Source organism: Pseudomonas sp. TE50-2, assembly GCF_040813665.1.
In the GTDB taxonomy this organism is placed as follows: domain Bacteria; phylum Pseudomonadota; class Gammaproteobacteria; order Pseudomonadales; family Pseudomonadaceae; genus Aquipseudomonas; species Aquipseudomonas soli.
Window position 1 is genome coordinate 4,588,264 of sequence record NZ_JBFNXN010000001.1, and the last position, 17,785, is coordinate 4,606,048.

14 protein-coding genes are annotated in these 17,785 nt (G+C 62.5%); 7 read left to right on the forward strand and 7 right to left on the reverse strand.

Features of this window, described 5'->3' with window-relative positions; translation table 11 throughout:
• Nucleotides 1-24: 24 nt before the first annotated feature.
• The 6 genes from AAHK21_RS20965 to phhA all read right to left on the reverse strand — a co-directional run bounded on the left by AAHK21_RS20965 (nucleotide 25) and on the right by phhA (nucleotide 8,523).
• The gene (locus AAHK21_RS20965; protein WP_367858232.1) at nucleotides 25-1,227 is read right to left on the reverse strand and encodes an MFS transporter; all 1,203 of its coding nucleotides are present in this window, start codon (nucleotides 1,225-1,227) and stop codon (nucleotides 25-27) included.
• Nucleotides 1,228-1,353: 126 nt separating this feature from the next.
• The gene (locus tag AAHK21_RS20970) at nucleotides 1,354-5,628 is read right to left on the reverse strand and encodes a deaminase domain-containing protein (protein WP_367858233.1); all 4,275 of its coding nucleotides are present in this window, start codon (nucleotides 5,626-5,628) and stop codon (nucleotides 1,354-1,356) included.
• A gap of 164 nt (nucleotides 5,629-5,792) precedes the next feature.
• Nucleotides 5,793-5,921: a hypothetical protein gene (locus AAHK21_RS20975; RefSeq protein WP_263974800.1), complete on the reverse strand. Its 129-nt coding sequence runs from the start codon at nucleotides 5,919-5,921 to the stop codon at nucleotides 5,793-5,795.
• A gap of 225 nt (nucleotides 5,922-6,146) precedes the next feature.
• Nucleotides 6,147-7,343, reverse strand: coding sequence for an amino acid aminotransferase (locus AAHK21_RS20980; RefSeq protein WP_367858234.1), 1,197 nt, complete (start codon nucleotides 7,341-7,343; stop codon nucleotides 6,147-6,149).
• Nucleotides 7,340-7,696 carry a 4a-hydroxytetrahydrobiopterin dehydratase gene (locus tag AAHK21_RS20985; RefSeq protein WP_062574779.1) on the reverse strand — a complete coding sequence of 119 codons (357 nt, stop codon included), beginning with the start codon at nucleotides 7,694-7,696 and terminating at the stop codon, nucleotides 7,340-7,342. Before AAHK21_RS20985 ends, AAHK21_RS20980 begins: the two co-directional genes overlap by 4 nt.
• 38 nt (nucleotides 7,697-7,734) lie before the next feature.
• Complete coding sequence (gene phhA, locus AAHK21_RS20990) at nucleotides 7,735-8,523, reverse strand: phenylalanine 4-monooxygenase (protein ID WP_023628482.1); 789 nt, start codon at nucleotides 8,521-8,523, stop codon at nucleotides 7,735-7,737.
• A gap of 255 nt (nucleotides 8,524-8,778) precedes the next feature.
• On the opposite strand from phhA, the gene AAHK21_RS20995 reads away from it, so the two are divergent.
• Entirely contained in the window at nucleotides 8,779-10,338 is a 1,560-nt protein-coding gene (locus AAHK21_RS20995; protein ID WP_110702354.1) for a sigma-54-dependent transcriptional regulator, read from the forward strand.
• Nucleotides 10,339-10,437: 99 nt separating this feature from the next.
• Here AAHK21_RS20995 and AAHK21_RS21000 read toward each other — a convergent pair whose 3' ends face one another.
• Entirely contained in the window at nucleotides 10,438-10,692 is a 255-nt protein-coding gene (locus tag AAHK21_RS21000; RefSeq protein ID WP_023630669.1) for a DUF2790 domain-containing protein, read from the reverse strand.
• Between the two features lie 407 nt (nucleotides 10,693-11,099).
• On the opposite strand from AAHK21_RS21000, the gene acs reads away from it, so the two are divergent.
• From acs to argR, 6 genes are all read left to right on the forward strand, one after another.
• Nucleotides 11,100-13,061, forward strand: a complete 1,962-nt coding sequence (gene acs / locus AAHK21_RS21005) for an acetate--CoA ligase (protein ID WP_038706576.1) — start codon at nucleotides 11,100-11,102, stop codon at nucleotides 13,059-13,061.
• 521 nt (nucleotides 13,062-13,582) lie between these two features.
• Nucleotides 13,583-14,368 (forward strand): ABC transporter substrate-binding protein, encoded by a 786-nt coding sequence (locus AAHK21_RS21010; RefSeq protein ID WP_367858235.1) that lies wholly within the window; start codon nucleotides 13,583-13,585, stop codon nucleotides 14,366-14,368.
• A gap of 90 nt (nucleotides 14,369-14,458) precedes the next feature.
• The gene (locus tag AAHK21_RS21015) at nucleotides 14,459-15,148 is read left to right on the forward strand and encodes an ABC transporter permease (protein ID WP_023630944.1); all 690 of its coding nucleotides are present in this window, start codon (nucleotides 14,459-14,461) and stop codon (nucleotides 15,146-15,148) included.
• Nucleotides 15,145-15,843: an ABC transporter permease gene (locus AAHK21_RS21020; protein WP_046854620.1), complete on the forward strand. Its 699-nt coding sequence runs from the start codon at nucleotides 15,145-15,147 to the stop codon at nucleotides 15,841-15,843. The genes AAHK21_RS21015 and AAHK21_RS21020 overlap by 4 nt, the downstream gene beginning before the upstream one ends.
• 22 nt (nucleotides 15,844-15,865) lie before the next feature.
• Nucleotides 15,866-16,630, forward strand: coding sequence for an ABC transporter ATP-binding protein (locus AAHK21_RS21025; protein ID WP_023630946.1), 765 nt, complete (start codon nucleotides 15,866-15,868; stop codon nucleotides 16,628-16,630).
• 102 nt (nucleotides 16,631-16,732) lie between these two features.
• On the forward strand, nucleotides 16,733-17,713 hold the full coding sequence (gene argR / locus AAHK21_RS21030; protein ID WP_038706575.1) for a transcriptional regulator ArgR: 981 nt from the start codon (nucleotides 16,733-16,735) through the stop codon (nucleotides 17,711-17,713).
• Nucleotides 17,714-17,785: the final 72 nt, after the last annotated feature.

Below are 17,785 nucleotides of genomic sequence, written 5' to 3' on the forward strand. Positions count from 1 at the left end.
GCGGCCGGTGAAGCTACAGCCGAATCAGGATTGATGTGCACTTTGGCGCATCCGCTGCGCCTGGCGATACAGGTACAAGCTCAACACCAGCCCGCATCCCGCTGCCGCTGCCGCGAACAGGAAAATCGAGGCAAAGCCGAAGCCAGCCGCCACGGCGCCCACCAACGGTCCGGTGATGCCCAGCGACAGGTCGATGAACAGCGAGTAGGCCCCCACCGCCGCGCCGCGGTTGGCCGCCGATACCTGGTTGACCGCCTCCACCCCCAGCGCCGGGAACACCAGCGAGAACCCGAAGCCGCTCAACGCTGCACCCGCCAGGGCCAAGCCGGGTGTCGGCGCCAGCCAGAGCATCAGCAACCCCAGGGTTTCCACCGACAGGCAGGCGATAGCCACGCGAAAACCGCCGATACGGTTGATCAGGTTGCCAAACAGCAGTCGCGCACAGATGAAGCTGGCACCGAACAGGCTCAGGGTCAGCGCGGCATCGGGCCAGTCGCGGCTGGCGTAGTACAAGGTGATGAAGGTGGCGATGGTGCCGAAACCGATCGAGCCCAGGGCCAGCCCCGAGCCATGCGGGAAGACCTTGCCCAGCACCCGCAGGAACGGCAGTCGCACCCCTGCCACCACCGGCGCGGCACGCTTGGGCCAGGCCAGCAGCAAACCGATCGCGCCCAGCAGGATGATGCTCGCGCCCATGCTCCACAGCCCCAGGTGCTTGACCATCAGTACCCCAAGCGGGGCGCCGATGGCCAATGCGCCATAGCTGGCGATGCCGTTCCAGGAGATCACCTTGGCGGTATTTTCCGAACCGACCCGGCCGATCCCCCAGCCGATCGAGCCCGAGCCCACCAGGCTCTCGGCGCTGCCCAGCACCAGGCGGCCGATGAACAGGCAGATCAGGCTCAGCCAGGGCAGGTGAGTAAGGAAGCTGCAGGCCAGCATGAACACGCCGCTCAGTCCGCAGCCGAACAGGCCGTACATGACTGCCTTCTTGCTGCCGAGGTTGTCGATGATACGGCTGGCGGTAGGGCGGCTGAGCAGGGTGGCCAGGTATTGCACGCTGATCACCAGGCCCGCGACCACGGCGCTGAAGCCCAGGTCGTTGTGCACGTAGCCAGGCAGCACGGCCAGGGGGATGCCGATGTTCAGGTAGCCGATGAAGGTGAACAGGACGATGGCGACCACCTGGGTGGTGGTCGCGAAGGATGAAGGCCGATGCTCGGGCATGAGAGGTTCCGGAAACGATAAAGCGAATGCCGGGACATCATAGTCGTGCGGGGGAGGGTTGTGGATGAAGGTTTCATCGTTGGGGGCGGTGGTCGCCTTGGCCACCGTCGGATTCTCATAGAGGCGTCAGTTGTTATACGGCAGCAACCAGCTGACGCTGAACTCGGCATTCGGATAGTCCAGGCGCAAGCGGGGCATTACATAGCCGCCGCAGGATCGGCAAGTGTCCATCAGGGTGAAGACCTTGATGCTGGTGACTTCGTCAGGCAGGTCGAGCAAATCCTGGTTGATTGTCGAGGCGATCAGGCGCTCGGAGTCCAGGTGACGTCGATGATTCCTGATGGTCAGCCAATTGGCGCGACGCAGTACGGGAAGGTGGGTGAAGCGAGGGTCCGGGTCGACACCCTGCATACGTGCGCGGGCGTCGATGTAGTCGAGAGGTGGACTCTGGCCGGGCGCAGGGGGGTGGACCATGATTCCCTGCCTGGCCCTGCCGCCGGAAAGTGCGAAGTACACGCGGCGATTGCCGTTCCTGAGGGTGACCGTGGCGAAGGCGAAGTTGGCGCCCGACAGGTGTTGCTTCAACTGGTTCATGCCGTTTTCGCTGAGCATCCGGGCAACCGACATCGGCGTGTATCCCGCTCGCGTCCCGGACGCGGGCAGCAACCGATTGAGCACACCGTTGACATGCAATTGCTCCACGGCGTCGAACCTGGCCAGGTTATGGAAGTCGGGGATGATGGATTTGTTCAGCCCCATCACGTCGTTCAGTGAAAAGCCGGCCAGGCCATCCTGTGCGCGGGCTGATGTCAGAATATTGCGTGCGAAAAGTGGGTACTGTGCTTCTTCCAGTTGCTCGATCGCGCGTTGCAGGGCGGTCGGTACGGTGGGCGACACGGTGCTTCGCTGGTGGCGCATCCAGTCACGCAACAAACCTGCGAGGTTGTCGATGTCCTGTTGCAGGTTAGGTCGGGCGGCCACCATGCGGTAGGTTTCACTGACATCGAGATATTGGCTGATGGCGTCGAGATCAGTGACCCGAGTGAATGTCAGGCGGGTACTTTCCGCTGGAACGGGATAGCGGGTGGGGCTCAGCGTGCCATTTAACAGGGCTGCTGTCTGGCTGCGTTGCCAGGCCTCGAAGTCGAAAGGGGTACCATAGAACACGCCGGTATCGGCTTCGACCAGCAACCAGTCCTGGTCGAGGTAGTGAACGCGAGCACCGCGCAAGGTGCGTCGATCGGCTAGGCCTCGGCTCAGCCTGCCAAGTCGTACCGGCGGGCAGTGGCCGGTGAACAGCGCGACCTGGTCGGCTGTCATTTCAGCGGGTAGGCCAAGCCAATGTTCGCTCACCGGGTAGCCAAGTACCCCCTCATTGTAATAATGGGGAGGGTTGAGCAACCCCATCGTATCGGCTTCTTCATCGCTCAGCGTTTTGAGAATCATGCGTCCGGTATGGCTGTGCCGGCCCCTGTTGGGTATCACTTCCTCGGTGTACTGCACCAGCCGGTTCTCCCTGACCATGACGTGGGCAACGCTATCGCTGTTCGCGCCGTTCGCCCGGTAGGTGATCGGTACCGGTTCGATGCGAATGGTCTCGAATGCCCGGCTGACCTGCTGGCCGTACGCTGGCGTGCCAGCTTGGTTGGCAACAGGCGCCAGCTGTATCGCGATCCCCTGTGGTGGCGCGTCGGGGTATGGGGTGGGCAGGCGCACAGGGTCCTGTGACCACAGCAATGGCGTCTGTCGCACACGCTGGGCCAAGCTTGCGGATTGACCGATCCGGTGGCGGTAGGCGACACCGTTGATGATTGCGTCTACATGATCAGCGTCGCGAACGATGAAGACCGGGTAGACCACCGGGTTGGACGCTTTGTCCCAGGCCCGGGTGATATCGTCGCCTTCGCCCAGCAGCAGGGTGATGACATCAGGCTTGTGCCCCGGCAGCAGTTTTTCCTGGGGGAGCGCTTCGCCGAGCTTTGCGTGGGCATTCCCACCAAGGGGGGCTCTCCAGCTTTTGGAGCCTGCGCCATGGCGATACAGCTTGGCGGGTATCGATCGGCCTTTCCAGTGCCTGGCGGCTTGCAGCATCCCAAGGCGCATGGCGCTGGCGCTCCTGCCGGCTGTGCCATACAGCCTCGACAGGGGCTTGATGATCCGTCCGCCCAGGGTAAAAGCGCTGCCCAGAGCGCCCAGTGCGTCCAGGCCGCAGCTCAATGCGTCCCCAGCATTGCGCACGCTGAAGCAGCCTAGCCCTGGTACGAGATTGGAGAAGAGTCTGACCAGGTAGCGTCCCGTACTGTCCTTGCGTCTCTCGGCGAGGAAGTGCTCATGTGGCGTCGCGCCCTTACCGCTGTTGTACAGCGCATCGCGATTCCCCAGCGCAACCGATTTGGCATAACAGCGTGCCAGTGCCTGCAATCGGTCTTCGGTCGGTGCCGCGATCAGCGCGACAGTTTCTGGCGTGGGGCTGGTGTGCCAGGGAATATCGACTTCGTTGTAGTCCCGATAGCTGAAATCAAGAGCGGCGGCCCATAACGCGCGCTGCTGTGCGGTGATGCGATGGCGACGCCATTTCAGCCTCTCCGGAAACAGTTCATAAATGGTGTCTGCCGTACCGCCAGGAAGATAGACGACTATCCCTTGGGTGCCGGTTTCCGCCTTCCAGTCAGCAGCCGGCGAGTCTCCATGACTGGGAATGCCGCCTTCGACAGGGCCTATGTAGGTGGGCCAGGTGACCGCGTGGCAATGCCACCTACCGTCACGTAGTTGTTCCTGGTCCGTTTGCGGCAGATGGCGCAGCAAACGGTGCATCATGTCTTCGTATATTGTCTGGGCGCGTAGTTGCCATGCCTTGAATTCATGGTCGTAGAGTGTCGTGGCATCAGGCAGTTCGCCGTGTTGGTAGCCCGCGCCGTGGTCCAGGTAGGCGTTGAGGTGTAGCTGCTTGTCTACATTGCTGCCTTCAGGCGCGATTCCTGCCAGGCGCAGCTCCCACCTGGCCATGTCGAAACGATCAGGCAGGTCCCGCAGGCTTTCCCGATCCCAGGCAATGAGATAGTGGTCATAGGCCTGTTGCCATTGTGATTTCGACCAAGGCGGTGATTCCGCGAGCACGCCGTGCAACTGTGCCCACTCGGCAAGAGTCGCGGCCAGGGCACCTTCGAACACCGCTGTGTCCTCATTGTGCAGGCCAGTGGCAGCCTCTGCGGCGTCGAATGTCACCGGTTTGCACTGGGTCAGCAGCAGATAGGCTCCGTGGCGCAGGTTGGCCCAGCGCACATCGGGCTCGTACAGATAGTCATGGGGATCGTCGTCGATCAGCAGTTCTGGGGCAAAGTGGCGTATCAGCAGTTCGGCGGCAATTTCCGCCATGGCGGGTACACCGCCGAGATGCGTGTGGAGGCTGTTGACTAGATCAAGGCGAATTTCGCTGAGGTGTTCGTACTTGTTATGGGGATTGAAGATCTCGAAATCGAGAATATGGCCTGGTCGGCGCTTTTCCGGTGGATAGAGTGCGTCTGTCAGCGCCTGCTCAGCCAGGGCGCGGTGCATCGCAGCGTTTGCCGCGGAGCAGTCCCATTGTGCTGCTGCCGCCAGGCGCTGTCCCAGGCGCTCGAAGGCCCTGGCGCCAAGTAGTGCATCGACTACCTGTCCTGCCGGCACATTCAGGGCCGAACCGTCCATCGCGATGCGTCCGTACTGGTTCGCAAGCGCACCCTCCTTGCGCTCGCGCGCGGTGGGATGTCTGTATCGCAATCCTTGGTAGTAGAACGAAGCCTGCGCTTCGTCGAGCAGCTTTTCGAAGAGGCTGTTGCCGGGTGTATGCGCGAACAGGTGACCAGCGAGGACGGGGAGATCAAGGTGCTCGTGGACTTCAACGGTGGGTTGCCAGTCGCGGTTGGATGCCGCCGTCAGTTGGCCGCGAAGCAGCAGCGTTGCAATGAGATAGGCGTCCGCACGTCTCAGGCGTGGGTAATGGTGCCAAAGTGCCTGGGCAAAGCTGCAGACTGCATAAGGTGTGTCGAGGTGTGATCGTGGAACCAGCTCGGGAAACTTCTGGGTGTCGGCGTCTTTGATGAGTTGCGCGGCCAGGCTTCCATAGAACAGCGCGCAATCGTTCAGGTTCGCCTGCAGGGACGCTTCACGACCCAGAAAGCGATTGAGGTGCTGTTTTGCGCTGTCCTTGCTCAGGGCCGCATCCAGTGCGCTTTCGAGCTCCAGGTCCAGCAGGTTTGGCGGGTAAAGTACGCCCAGACCGAATGCTTGATCGAAATGGTCGCTGAGTGAGGTGGCGATATCCTGTGGGCCGGAAAGCTCACTGATGACAACAACCTGGTCAGGGGTAAGTGCGCGAATCCTGGCCTTTTCGGCAGAATTGAGGGTCGAACGACGTGACATGGCGGCCTCTGCTGTGTGAAAGGCGTCAGTCTGTCGAGTTCGGGTAGGCCAGAGCGGTGCGTGGATACCGCACCTTGTGGGAAGTATCTGAACGGTGTGAAAACGTGATGACGGGGATAGCCCGCAGGTCAGCCGTTTTCACACAGTCGGAGGGGGATGCGCGGCTATTCCTGGTCGGCGCTGGATTGATCGTCACCATCCTGCTCGACGGCGGGCGTCGGTTCGGCGTGGGCGGCAACGGATTGCTCTTCGGGGTTCAGGCTTGGGAAGGGAAGATTCGGGATTTCATGCATCTCGTCGTTCCTCGCAAGTGTGAGTGAAAAGGCAGCGCTTGGCGCATGTGAGGCTTCGAAAAGCTGGGGCAGGATACAGCAGTCTGGATGACAGTTTGGAATTTTTCCCGGACGCTGGTCGGTTTTAGCGGGCGGCTATCGAACAATGGGATGCAGGAGTGGCGTGGGAGGCTTGCGCCGCGATAGTGCTATCGCGGCGCAAGCCCAGGCCACATCAGCCAGGTTTCAGCGACAGACGTCGGCGATGGCCGCTGCCAGCTGTTCCAGGCGCTTGGCGTCCGCTCCGGCGATGTTCGCCCGGCCAGTACCGACCATGTACACGCTGTGTCGCTCGCGCAGCAGGCGCACTTGCTCGGGGTTCAGGCCGGTGTAGGAGAACATCCCGCGTTGCGCGGCGATATGCGCGAAGCGCTCGGCCAGGCCATGGGGCTCCAGCGCTTTCACCAGGCCGACGCGAAGCTCGGCGATGCGCTGGCGCATGGCGTTCACTTCCTCGATCCACAACGCCTTGAGTGCCGGGTCACCGAGAATCTCGGCGACCACCGCCGCGCCATGGTCTGGCGGCGTCGACCACAGGTTGCGCGCAATGAACGCCAGCTGGCTGCGCACATCCTGCAGTTTCTCGGCGTCGTGGCTGCACACCAGCAGGGCGCCGGTGCGCTCACGGTACAGGCCGAAGTTCTTCGAGCAGGAGCTGGTGATCAGCAGTTCCGGCAGTTCGGCGGCGAACAGGCGCACTGCCCAGGCGTCCTCCTCCAGGCCGTCACCGAAGCCTTGGTAGGCAAAGTCGATCAATGGCAGCAGGTTGCGCCGCTTGACGATGTCGAGCACCGCGCGCCAGTCGTCCTGGCCCAGATCGAAGCCGGTGGGGTTGTGGCAGCAGGCATGCAGCAACACCACGTCGCCTTGCGGTGCTTGCTCCAGTGCGGCGAGCATCGCGTCGACGTTCAGGCGGTTGTCCGCGCCCACGTAGGGGTAGTGCGACACCTTGAGCCCGGCGCCGGCGAAGATCGTCTCGTGGATCGGCCAGGTCGGGTCGCTCAGCCAGATACCGCGGCCCGGCAGGCAGTGGGCGATAAACTCCGCCGCCAGGCGCAGGGCACCCGTGCCGCCAGGGGTCTGGGTGGCGCCGGCGCGCTGGCTTTTGAGCAGCGTGGAATCGCTGCCCAGCACCAGCTCGCTGACCAGGCGCGTGAACGCTGCATCACCATGGCCGCCGACATAGCTCTTGGTGGCCTGCCGCTCGACCAGGCGCTGCTCGGCCTGCTTGACCGCAGCCGGAATCGGCGTCAGCCCCGCAGCGTCCTTGAACACGCCGACACCCAGGTCGAACTTGGCCGGGTTGCCGTCGCGGGCGTAGGCTTCCATCAGCCCCAGGATCGGGTCGCCAGGGACCCGAGCGATGGCGGCGAAGTGCATCACTTGCGCCCTTCAGCAGTTTTGGCGACCTCGTCGGTGCGCGCGCACATGATGAAGTCGTTGCGGTGCAGGCCCTTGATCGAGTGGCTCCACCAGGTCACGGTGACCTTGCCCCACTCGGTCAGCAGGCCTGGGTGGTGGCCTTCGGCTTCGGCGATTTCGCCGATGGCATTGGTGAAGGCCAGGGCGTGCTTGAAGTTCTTGAACAGGAACACGCGCTCGAGCTCCATGTGGCCGTCGCGGACTTCGATGTTCCAGTCCGGGATCTCGCGGATCAGTACCGCCAGTTCCTCATCGGTGACTTTCGGCGCATCGGCGCGGCAGGCTTCGCAGTGGGCTTGGTTCAAGGCATTCATGGGTGTTTTCCGGTTTGAGTTGTTATCGACAGGGGCGCTCAGGCAGCGACCTTGGGTGGAAATTTCGGTGCGTGCAGGCCCAGCTGCATGGCCTGGTGGACCATGGCCATGATGTCTTCGTGGGCCAGGTCGAACAGACGCTTCATGTTCGGCAGGACGAAGTACAGGGGCTGCAGGATATCGATGCGGTAGGGCGTGCGCATGGCTTCGATCGGGTCGAAGGCCTGGTGCTCCGGCTCGCTGGACAGGCTGTAGACCGTCTCTTTCGGCGAGGAGAGGATGCCGCCGCCGTAGATCTTGCGGCCTTGCGCGGTTTCCATCAGGCCGAACTCGATGGTCATCCAGTACAGGCGCGCCAGGTAGACGCGCTGTTCCTTGGTCGCCGCCAGGCCGAGCTTGCCATAGGTGTGGGTGAATTCGGCGAAGAACGGGTTGGTCAGCAGCGGGCAGTGGCCGAAGATCTCGTGGAAGATGTCGGGCTCCTGCAGGTAGTCCAGCTCTTCCGGGGTGCGGATGAAGGTGGCGACCGGGAAGCGTTTGCTGGCCAGCAGTTCGAAGAAGGTCTGGAAGGGAATCAGCGCGGGGACGCGGGCGACCTGCCAGCCGGTGGTGGCGCCGAGCACCTTGTTGACTTCGCCCAGCTGCGGGATGCGGTCATGGGGCAGCTTGAGCTGGTCGATGCCGTCCAGGTATTCCTGGCATGCCCGGCCTTCGATCACTTTCAGCTGACGGGTGATCAAGGTGTTCCACACCGCATGCTCTTGCTGCGGGTAGTCGATAAAGCCATGCGCATCGGGCTCGCGTGCCACGTATTGCGTCTGTTTCATGTGGCTCTCCTGGTGAGGGCGTTCTTGTTATGTACAGGACATGCCTTAGGAATATCCCTACAAACGAGGTTTTGCACCGGGGTGAGGGCCCATCCGGCGGCGCCGTTTATCTTCTGTGCGTAACGATAATTTTACAAAACCAGCGTCATCCCGGAAAATCACGGACATCGAGCTGGGCAGATGGCTATTTTTGTCAGCTTATCTTTACGACTTTTCCGTGGCGCGAGCAAAAACTCGGCCGCTTAGAGAGCCTTCATGCGCATCAAAGTGCATTGCCAGAACCGCATCGGCATTTTGCGGGACATCCTCAACCTGCTGGTGGAGTACGGGATCAACGTGTTGCGCGGCGAAGTGGGGGGGGATCATGGCAACGCCATCTACCTGCACTGCCCGAACCTGATCAACCTGCAGTTCCAGGCCCTGCGGCCCAAGTTCGAGTCGATCGCCGGGGTGTTCGGGGTCAAGCGTGTCGGCCTGATGCCCAGCGAGCGCCGGCACATGGAGCTCAATGCGCTGCTGGGGGCGCTGGACTTCCCGGTGCTGTCGATCGACATGGGCGGCAGCATCGTCGCCGCCAACCGCGGCGCGGCGCAGCTGCTCGGCGTACGGGTGGACGAAGTGCCGGGCATTCCGCTGTCACGCTATGTCGAGGACTTCGACCTGCCGGAGCTGATACGGGCCAACAAATCGCGGATCAACGGCCTGCGGATCAAGGTCAAGGGCGATGTGTTCCTGGCCGATATCGCACCGCTGCAGTCCGAGCATGACGACAGTGAAGCCCTGGCCGGCGCGGTAATCACCTTGCACCGTGCGGACCGTATCGGTGAGCGCATCTACAACGTGCGCAAGCAGGAGTTGCGGGGTTTCGACAGCATCTTCCAGAGCTCACGGGTAATGGCCGCCGTGGTGCGCGAGGCGCGGCGCATGGCGCCGTTGGATGCACCGCTGCTGATCGAGGGCGAGACCGGGACCGGCAAGGAGCTGCTGGCGCGGGCCTGTCACCTGGCCAGCCCGCGTGGCCAGGCGCCGCTGATGGCGCTCAACTGCGCCGGCCTGCCTGAGTCGATGGCCGAGACCGAGCTGTTCGGCTATGGGCCGGGGGCGTTCGAGGGCGCGCGGGCCGAGGGCAAGTTGGGGCTGCTGGAGCTGACGGCCGGCGGCACGTTGTTCCTCGACGGGGTGGGGGAGATGAGCCCGCGCTTGCAGGTCAAATTGCTGCGCTTCCTGCAGGATGGCTGTTTCCGCCGGGTCGGCAGCGACGAAGAGGTGTACCTGGATGTGCGGGTGATCTGCGCGACCCAGGTCGACCTGTCCGAACTGTGCGCCCGTGGCGAGTTCCGCCAGGACCTCTACCACCGCCTCAACGTGCTGTCGCTGCACATCCCGCCGCTGCGCGAATGCATGGATGGCCTGGAAGGGCTGGTGCAGCACTTCCTCGACCAGGCCAGCCGGCAGATCGGCTGCCCGCTGCCGCGCCTGGCGCCGCCGGCGATGGAAAAACTCGGCCAGTATCATTGGCCGGGCAATGTGCGCCAGTTGGAAAACGTGTTATTCCAGGCAGTGTCACTGTGCGAAGGCGGGGTAGTGAAGAGCGAACATATCCGCTTGCCCGATTATGGCGCGCGTCAACCGTTGGGCGAGTTTTCCCTGGATGGCGATCTTTCGCAGATTGTCGGGCGGTTTGAAAGGGCGGTATTGGAAAGTTTGATGAGTGAATTTCCAAGTAGTCGGGCGCTGGGAAAAAGATTGGGCGTTTCCCATACGACCATTGCCAACAAGTTGCGGGATTATTCGTTGAACAAGTCGGTGGAATAATCTGTAATTTTATCGAGGCTTGAATTGATCGCGGGGCAAGCCCGCTCCCACGAATGCAAAGGTGGTGGGAGGGGCTTGCCTCGCGATAAGCCTATGGCCTCAGCCGTTGGAGCAACCGTTGCCCATCACGCGGTATTCGAGAATGTGCTTCTGGCCCTGGGAGTCCTCATAGGTCATGCGCGCAGGCACCACTTCGCAGACGTTCGGCACTTCGCTCATGGAGATGACGCGGGCGATGTCCAGGTGCTGCGAATAACTGTACTGTTCAACCGGAATCTGCTCGACATCTTTTGCTTCGCCGGCCAGTGCCGCGCCGCAAAAACCGCCAAGTACCAATACCAGTAAAGCTTTCATTTTCAATTTACCTGTCTAAGGTCGTGAGGGGGCGCGCGGCGCTTGTGGCGCCGCGAGTGCAACTAAGTTTCAACTATCAGGATGAGGTGCGGATTAACGTTGCCTTCGTGGGGGCTGTTTCCAAGTTAATCGCGTTGCCGTTGCTGGCGAGGTGAATTCTAGGAGGGTGGCCGGGGCTGAAACAGAGCGGGTTTTGATAAAGTCTTTTGACAGAATCTGTAACAATCACTGGCAAAGCGCTGCCTTTTCCCGCCTGCGATGGCTGGATGCCATGCACTAGAGCGGTTGCTGCACATTCAAGGACTGACGGTTCGTCGCGTTACTACCAACGTCGAATGGTCTTTGTCGCTCTGGTACAGTTACAAACGCTTCCATACAAAAACAACTATTACACCGAGGTAACACAGATGAGTGCGGCTCCACTGTATCCCGTTCGTCCCGAGGTTGCGGCCAGTACCCTGACCGACGAGGCCACCTACAAGGCCATGTACCAGCAATCGGTGATCAACCCGGACGGCTTCTGGCGCGAGCAGGCCCAGCGTCTGGACTGGATCAAGCCCTTCACCAAGGTCAAGCAGACCTCGTTCGACGACCACCATGTCGATATCAAATGGTTTGCCGACGGCACTCTGAACGTCTCCTACAACTGCCTGGACCGCCACCTCGAAGAGCGCGGCGACCAGCTGGCGATCATCTGGGAAGGCGACGACCCTTCCGAGCATCGCAACATCACCTACCGTGAGCTCCACGAGCAGGTCTGCAAGTTCGCCAACGCCCTGCGTGGCCAGGACGTGCACCGGGGCGACGTGGTCACCATCTATATGCCGATGATCCCCGAGGCCGTGGTCGCCATGCTGGCCTGCGCGCGCATTGGTGCGATCCACTCGGTGGTGTTCGGCGGCTTCTCGCCCGAAGCACTGGCCGGACGCATCATCGACTGCAAGTCCAAGGTGGTGATCACCGCCGACGAAGGCCTGCGTGGTGGTCGCCGTACCCCGCTCAAGGCCAACGTCGACCTGGCCTTGACCAACCCTGAAACCAGCAGCGTGCAAAAGATCATCGTGTGCAAGCGCACCGGTGGCGACATCGCCTGGCACCAGCACCGCGATATCTGGTACGAAGACCTGATGAAGGTCGCCTCCAGCCACTGTGCGCCGAAAGAAATGGGTGCCGAGGAGGCGTTGTTCATCCTCTATACCTCCGGCTCCACCGGCAAGCCCAAGGGTGTGCTGCACACCACCGGTGGCTACCTGGTGTATGCCGCGCTGACCCACGAGCGCGTGTTCGACTACCGCCCGGGCGAAGTGTACTGGTGCACCGCCGACGTGGGTTGGGTCACCGGCCACAGCTACATCGTCTATGGCCCGCTGGCCAACGGTGCGACCACGCTGCTGTTCGAGGGCGTGCCGAACTACCCGGACATCACCCGCGTGTCGAAGATCGTCGACAAGCACAAGGTCAACATCCTCTACACCGCGCCGACCGCCATCCGCGCCATGATGGCCGAGGGCGAGGCGGCGGTTGCCGGCGCCGATGGCTCCAGCCTGCGCCTGCTGGGTTCGGTGGGCGAGCCGATCAACCCTGAAGCCTGGAACTGGTACTACAAGACAGTCGGCAAGGAACGTTGCCCGATCGTCGATACCTGGTGGCAGACCGAGACCGGCGGCATCCTCATTAGCCCGCTGCCGGGCGCCACGGGGCTCAAACCGGGTTCGGCGACCCGTCCGTTCTTCGGCGTGGTGCCGGCGCTGGTGGACAACCTGGGCAACCTGATCGACGGCGCCGCCGAGGGCAACCTGGTGATCCTCGATTCCTGGCCGGGCCAGTCGCGTTCGCTGTACGGCGACCACGACCGCTTCGTCGACACCTATTTCAAGACCTTCCGTGGCATGTACTTCACCGGGGACGGCGCCCGTCGCGACGAAGATGGCTACTACTGGATCACCGGCCGCGTGGATGACGTGCTCAACGTTTCCGGGCACCGCATGGGCACCGCCGAGATCGAGAGCGCGATGGTGGCGCATCCGAAGGTCGCCGAGGCAGCGGTGGTGGGTGTGCCGCACGACATCAAGGGGCAGGGCATCTATGTCTACGTCACCCTGAACGCTGGCGAGGAGTCGAACGAGCAGTTGCGCCTCGAGCTGAAGAACTGGGTGCGCAAGGAGATCGGCCCGATCGCTTCGCCGGACGTGATCCAGTGGGCGCCGGGGCTGCCGAAGACCCGCTCGGGCAAGATCATGCGCCGCATCCTGCGCAAGATCGCCACTGGCGAGTACGACGCGCTGGGCGATATCTCCACTCTGGCCGACCCAGGGGTGGTGCAGCACTTGATCGACACCCACAAGGCGATGAGCCTGGCTTCGGCCTGAGCGTCGCGGGGCTGCCTTGCGGCCCCGGTGATCCTGAAACCATGACAAAGCCCCGCCGCACCCGGCGGGGTTTTTGCTTTACTGATACAAACTGTTACTCCGACATTCATCGGTAACCGTTGCTGTCACCGATTTCGCCCAAATGCGGGGCTTGCGGAAACATCTGCGTGCCAAATGAGTGCATTCTGCGGGCATTTCGTGCAGGGTCGCACGCTGCGCTTGCCGGAATACAAGGCTTTGCCAATAATGGGCCCGCTTATTGCTTTGGGTATAGGTTATTTCTCTTTTGCTCTTGCATATCTCGCAGGAGCTGTCAATATCGCCCGCCGCGGTTCCTGGCGCTTCTGTAATTAGTTGTCGCTTTGAAGAAATATCGACCACCGGGCTGTCGCTAGAATGCCACTCACTCGCTCGTGGTCTGCGACCTTGGTCGAAACCTGCGCGGCTCGCGCTGTACCCATTCGCATATCGGGCAGCCGTTACAACTGCCTTGTATTGCCCCGTACCGATGGAGTTACCTGATGAAGAAGCTCGCACTGCTTGGCGCCCTGGCGCTTTCCGTGTTTTCCCTGGTATCGCAGGCCGATGAGAAGCCGTTGAAGATCGGTATCGAGGCCGCCTACCCACCCTTCGCCTTCAAGCAGCCCGATGGCAGCCTCGCCGGCTTCGACTACGACATCGGCAACGCCCTGTGCGAACAGATGAAAGCCAAGTGCACCTGGGTCGAGCAGGAGTTCGACGGCCTGATCCCGGCACTGAAAGTGCGCAAGATCGACGCCATCCTGTCGTCCATGTCGATCACCGACGACCGCAAGAAGTCGGTCGACTTCACCAAGCGCTACTACCTGACCCCGGCGCGCCTGGTGATGAAGGAAGGCACCACCGTTAGCAACAGCCTGGCTGAGCTCAAGGGCAAGAAGATCGGCGTGCAGCGCGGTTCGATCCACGACCGTTTCGCCAAGGAAGTCCTGGCCCCGCAAGGCGCCACCGTGGTGCCCTACGGTACCCAGAACGAAATCTACCTGGACGTCGCCGCCGGCCGTCTGGACGGCACCGTGGCTGACGCCACCCTGCTCGAGGACGGCTTCCTGAAGACCGATGCTGGCAAGGGCTTTGCCTTCGTCGGTCCGGCCTTCACCGACACCAAGTACTTCGGTGATGGCGTCGGTATCGCCGTGCGCAAGGGCGACACCGCCAACGCCGAGCGCATTAACGCCGCCATCGACGCGATCCGCGCCAACGGCAAATACAAAGAGATCGAGAAGAAGTACTTCAACTTCGACATCTACGGTCCAGACTCGAAGTAACCATCGAGTTTCACCTGTGCAATGGTGCAAACAGCAGAATCTCTGAGGTTTGCACCATTTTTCATTCCCAAGCCCTGAGGAATCCGAATCATGTTGAAAGGCTATGGGGCAGTCATCCTCGACGGGGCGTGGCTGACGCTGCAGCTCGCCTTGTCGTCGATGGCCCTGGCCATCGTCCTCGGCCTGATCGGCGTGGCGCTGCGTTTGTCGCCGGTGCGCTGGTTGGCCTGGCTGGGGGATCTGTACTCCACGGTGATCCGTGGCATCCCTGACCTGGTCCTGATCCTGCTGATCTTCTATGGCGGCCAGGACATCCTCAACCGGGTGGCGCCGCTGCTCGGCTATGACGACTATATTGACCTCAATCCCCTGGTCGCCGGCATCGGCACGCTGGGCTTCATCTTTGGCGCGTACCTGTCGGAAACCTTCCGCGGTGCCTTCCTCGGCATCCCCAAGGGCCAGGCAGAGGCGGGCGCGGCCTACGGCATGAGCGGTGTCCAGGTGTTCTTCCGCATCATGGTGCCGCAGATGATCCGTCTGGCGATTCCGGGCTTCACCAACAACTGGCTGGTGCTGACCAAGGCGACCGCGCTGATTTCGGTGGTCGGCCTGCAGGACATGATGTTCAAGGCCAAGCAGGCGGCGGACGCCACCCGCGAACCCTTCACCTTCTTCCTCGCGGTGGCGGCGTTGTACCTGGTGCTGACCAGTGTCTCGCTGCTGGCGCTGAAGTATCTCGAGAAGCGCTACTCGGTGGGCGTCAAGGCGGCTGAACTATGATCTTCGACTACAACGTCATCTGGGAAGCCATGCCGCTGTACCTGGGCGGGCTGCTGACCACCCTCAAGCTGCTGGCGCTGTCGCTGCTGTTCGGCTTGCTGGCGGCCATCCCGCTTGGCCTGATGCGCGTCTCGAAACAGCCGCTGGTGAACATGAGCGCCTGGCTGTACACCTACGTCATCCGCGGCACGCCGATGCTGGTGCAGCTGTTCCTGATCTACTACGGCCTGGCCCAGTTCGAGGCGGTGCGCGAGAGCATCTTCTGGCCGTGGCTGTCCAGCGCGACCTTCTGCGCCTGCCTGGCCTTCGCCGTCAACACCAGCGCCTACACCGCCGAGATCATCGCCGGCAGCCTCAAGGCCACGCCCCATGGCGAGATCGAGGCGGCCAAGGCCATCGGCATGTCGCGCATGAAGATGTACCGCCGCATCCTGCTGCCTTCGGCGCTGCGCCGGGCGCTGCCGCAGTACAGCAACGAAGTGATCATGATGCTGCAGACCACCAGCCTGGCGTCGATCGTCACCCTGATCGACATCACCGGTGCCGCGCGCACGGTCAACGCCCAGTACTACCTGCCTTTCGAGGCCTACATCACGGCGGGCGTGTTCTACCTGTGCCTGACCTTCATCCTCGTGCGCCTGTTCAAGATGGCCGAACGCCGCTGGCTCGGTTACCTGGCGCCGCGCAAGCACTGACCGCTCTGTGAGATCCGACAGTATGTACAAACTCCAAATCCAAGACCTGCACAAGCGCTACGGCAGCCATGAGGTGCTCAAGGGCGTCTCTCTCGAAGCCAAGGCAGGCGACGTGATCAGCATCATCGGCTCCAGCGGTTCGGGCAAATCGACCTTCCTGCGCTGCATCAACCTGCTCGAGCAACCGCACGCGGGCAAGATCCTGCTCAACAACGAAGAGCTCAAGCTGGTTGCCGGCAAGGACGGCGCGCTCAAGGCTGCCGACCCGAAGCAGCTGCAGCGCATGCGTTCGCGCCTGTCGATGGTGTTCCAGCACTTCAACCTGTGGTCGCACATGACCGCGCTGGAAAACGTCATCGAGGCGCCGGTGCACGTGCTGGGCGTGAACAAGAAGGAAGCGCTGGAGAAGGCCGAGCACTACCTGGCCAAGGTCGGCGTATCTCACCGCAAGGACGCGTTCCCCGGGCACATGTCCGGTGGCGAGCAGCAGCGTGTGGCCATTGCCCGCGCCCTGGCCATGGAGCCGGAGGTGATGCTGTTCGACGAACCGACTTCGGCGCTGGATCCGGAACTGGTGGGCGATGTGCTCAAGGTCATGCAATCGCTGGCCCAGGAAGGCCGCACCATGGTGGTGGTCACCCACGAGATGGGCTTTGCCCGCGAGGTTTCCAACCAGTTGGTGTTCCTGCACAAGGGCCTGGTGGAAGAGCGGGGCTGCCCGCGTGAAGTGCTGGTCAATCCACAGTCTGAGCGCCTCAAGCAGTTCCTTTCCGGCAGCCTGAAGTAAAGGCTGCACTTTTGCACCATGATGGGGCATGCTGCGCAACGCACGCAGCATGACCCGGCGCCACAAGCGCGACCCTCCTTTTCAGGTTTCGGACCACGCCCTATGACCACCCAGCGAATCGGATTTCTCATCTGGCCCAGCACCAAGCCGCTGACCCTGGCGTTGGCCGAAGAGGTGTTGCAGGTGGCCCAGCGGGTGCATCCGGACGTGGTCTACACAATGTCCTTCCTGCAGGCCGAGGCCGGGCAGGAGGGCGCCTGGCGTCTGCCGGGCGAAGCGTGGGCCGGACGCCTGGAGGGCTATCACAAACTGTTCCTGCTGGCTGATGAGCCGCCGGCGGCGATCGGTTCGGCATTGTCCGCCGCGCTCAAGCAGTTGGCGCGCAGCGGGTGCATGATCGGCGGCTTGTCGGCCGGGGTTTATCCGCTGGCGGCGCTGGGCCTGCTCGACGGCTACCGCGCCGCGGTGCATTGGCGCTGGCAGGATGATTTTGCCGAGCGCTTCCCCAAGGTGATCGCCACCAGCCATCTGTTCGACTGGGATCGGGATCGCCTGACTGCCTGCGGCGGCATGGCGGTGACCGACCTGCTGCTGGCGGTGCTGGCCCGGGACCATGGGGCGGAACTGGCCGGCGCGGTGTCGGAAGAGCTGGTGGTCGAGCGCATTCGCGAAGGTGGCGAGCGCCAGCGCATCCCGCTGCAGAACCGCCTGGGCTCCAGCCACCCCAAGCTCACCCAGGCGGTGCTGCTGATGGAGGCCAACATCGAAGAGCCGCTGACCACCGACGAGATCGCCCAGCATGTGTGCGTGTCCCGCCGCCAGCTGGAGCGGATCTTCAAGCAGTATCTCAATCGCGTGCCCAGCCAGTACTACCTGGAGCTGCGCCTGAACAAGGCGCGGCAGATGCTGATGCAGACCAGCAAGTCGATCATCCAGATCGGCCTGTCCTGCGGGTTCTCCTCCGGGCCGCATTTCTCCAGCGCGTACCGCAATTTCTTCGGCGCCACGCCGCGCGAAGACCGTAACCAGCGACGTAACAGCAGCCCGTTCGAGCTGAGTTCGGCGCCGGCCGAGCGCGGCTGAAGACCTCCCTGCCAGCGAAGACGCTAGCGTGGGGCAAGCCCGCTCTCGCGCAGTGTATTGCTGGTGGGGGCG

Coding starts and splice junctions, on each gene's coding strand:
- AAHK21_RS21010 (WP_367858235.1), top strand. CDS start 13,583: ATGAAGAAGCTCGCACTGCTTGGCGCCCTGGCGCTTTCCGTGTTTTCC.
- argR (WP_038706575.1), top strand. CDS start 16,733: ATGACCACCCAGCGAATCGGATTTCTCATCTGGCCCAGCACCAAGCCG.
- AAHK21_RS20965 (WP_367858232.1), bottom strand. CDS start 1,227: ATGCCCGAGCATCGGCCTTCATCCTTCGCGACCACCACCCAGGTGGTC.
- AAHK21_RS21000 (WP_023630669.1), bottom strand. CDS start 10,692: ATGAAAGCTTTACTGGTATTGGTACTTGGCGGTTTTTGCGGCGCGGCA.
- acs (WP_038706576.1), top strand. CDS start 11,100: ATGAGTGCGGCTCCACTGTATCCCGTTCGTCCCGAGGTTGCGGCCAGT.
- AAHK21_RS21015 (WP_023630944.1), top strand. CDS start 14,459: ATGTTGAAAGGCTATGGGGCAGTCATCCTCGACGGGGCGTGGCTGACG.
- phhA (WP_023628482.1), bottom strand. CDS start 8,523: ATGAAACAGACGCAATACGTGGCACGCGAGCCCGATGCGCATGGCTTT.
- AAHK21_RS21025 (WP_023630946.1), top strand. CDS start 15,866: ATGTACAAACTCCAAATCCAAGACCTGCACAAGCGCTACGGCAGCCAT.
- AAHK21_RS20975 (WP_263974800.1), bottom strand. CDS start 5,921: ATGCATGAAATCCCGAATCTTCCCTTCCCAAGCCTGAACCCCGAAGAG.
- AAHK21_RS20995 (WP_110702354.1), top strand. CDS start 8,779: ATGCGCATCAAAGTGCATTGCCAGAACCGCATCGGCATTTTGCGGGAC.
- AAHK21_RS20970 (WP_367858233.1), bottom strand. CDS start 5,628: ATGTCACGTCGTTCGACCCTCAATTCTGCCGAAAAGGCCAGGATTCGC.
- AAHK21_RS21020 (WP_046854620.1), top strand. CDS start 15,145: ATGATCTTCGACTACAACGTCATCTGGGAAGCCATGCCGCTGTACCTG.
- AAHK21_RS20985 (WP_062574779.1), bottom strand. CDS start 7,696: ATGAATGCCTTGAACCAAGCCCACTGCGAAGCCTGCCGCGCCGATGCG.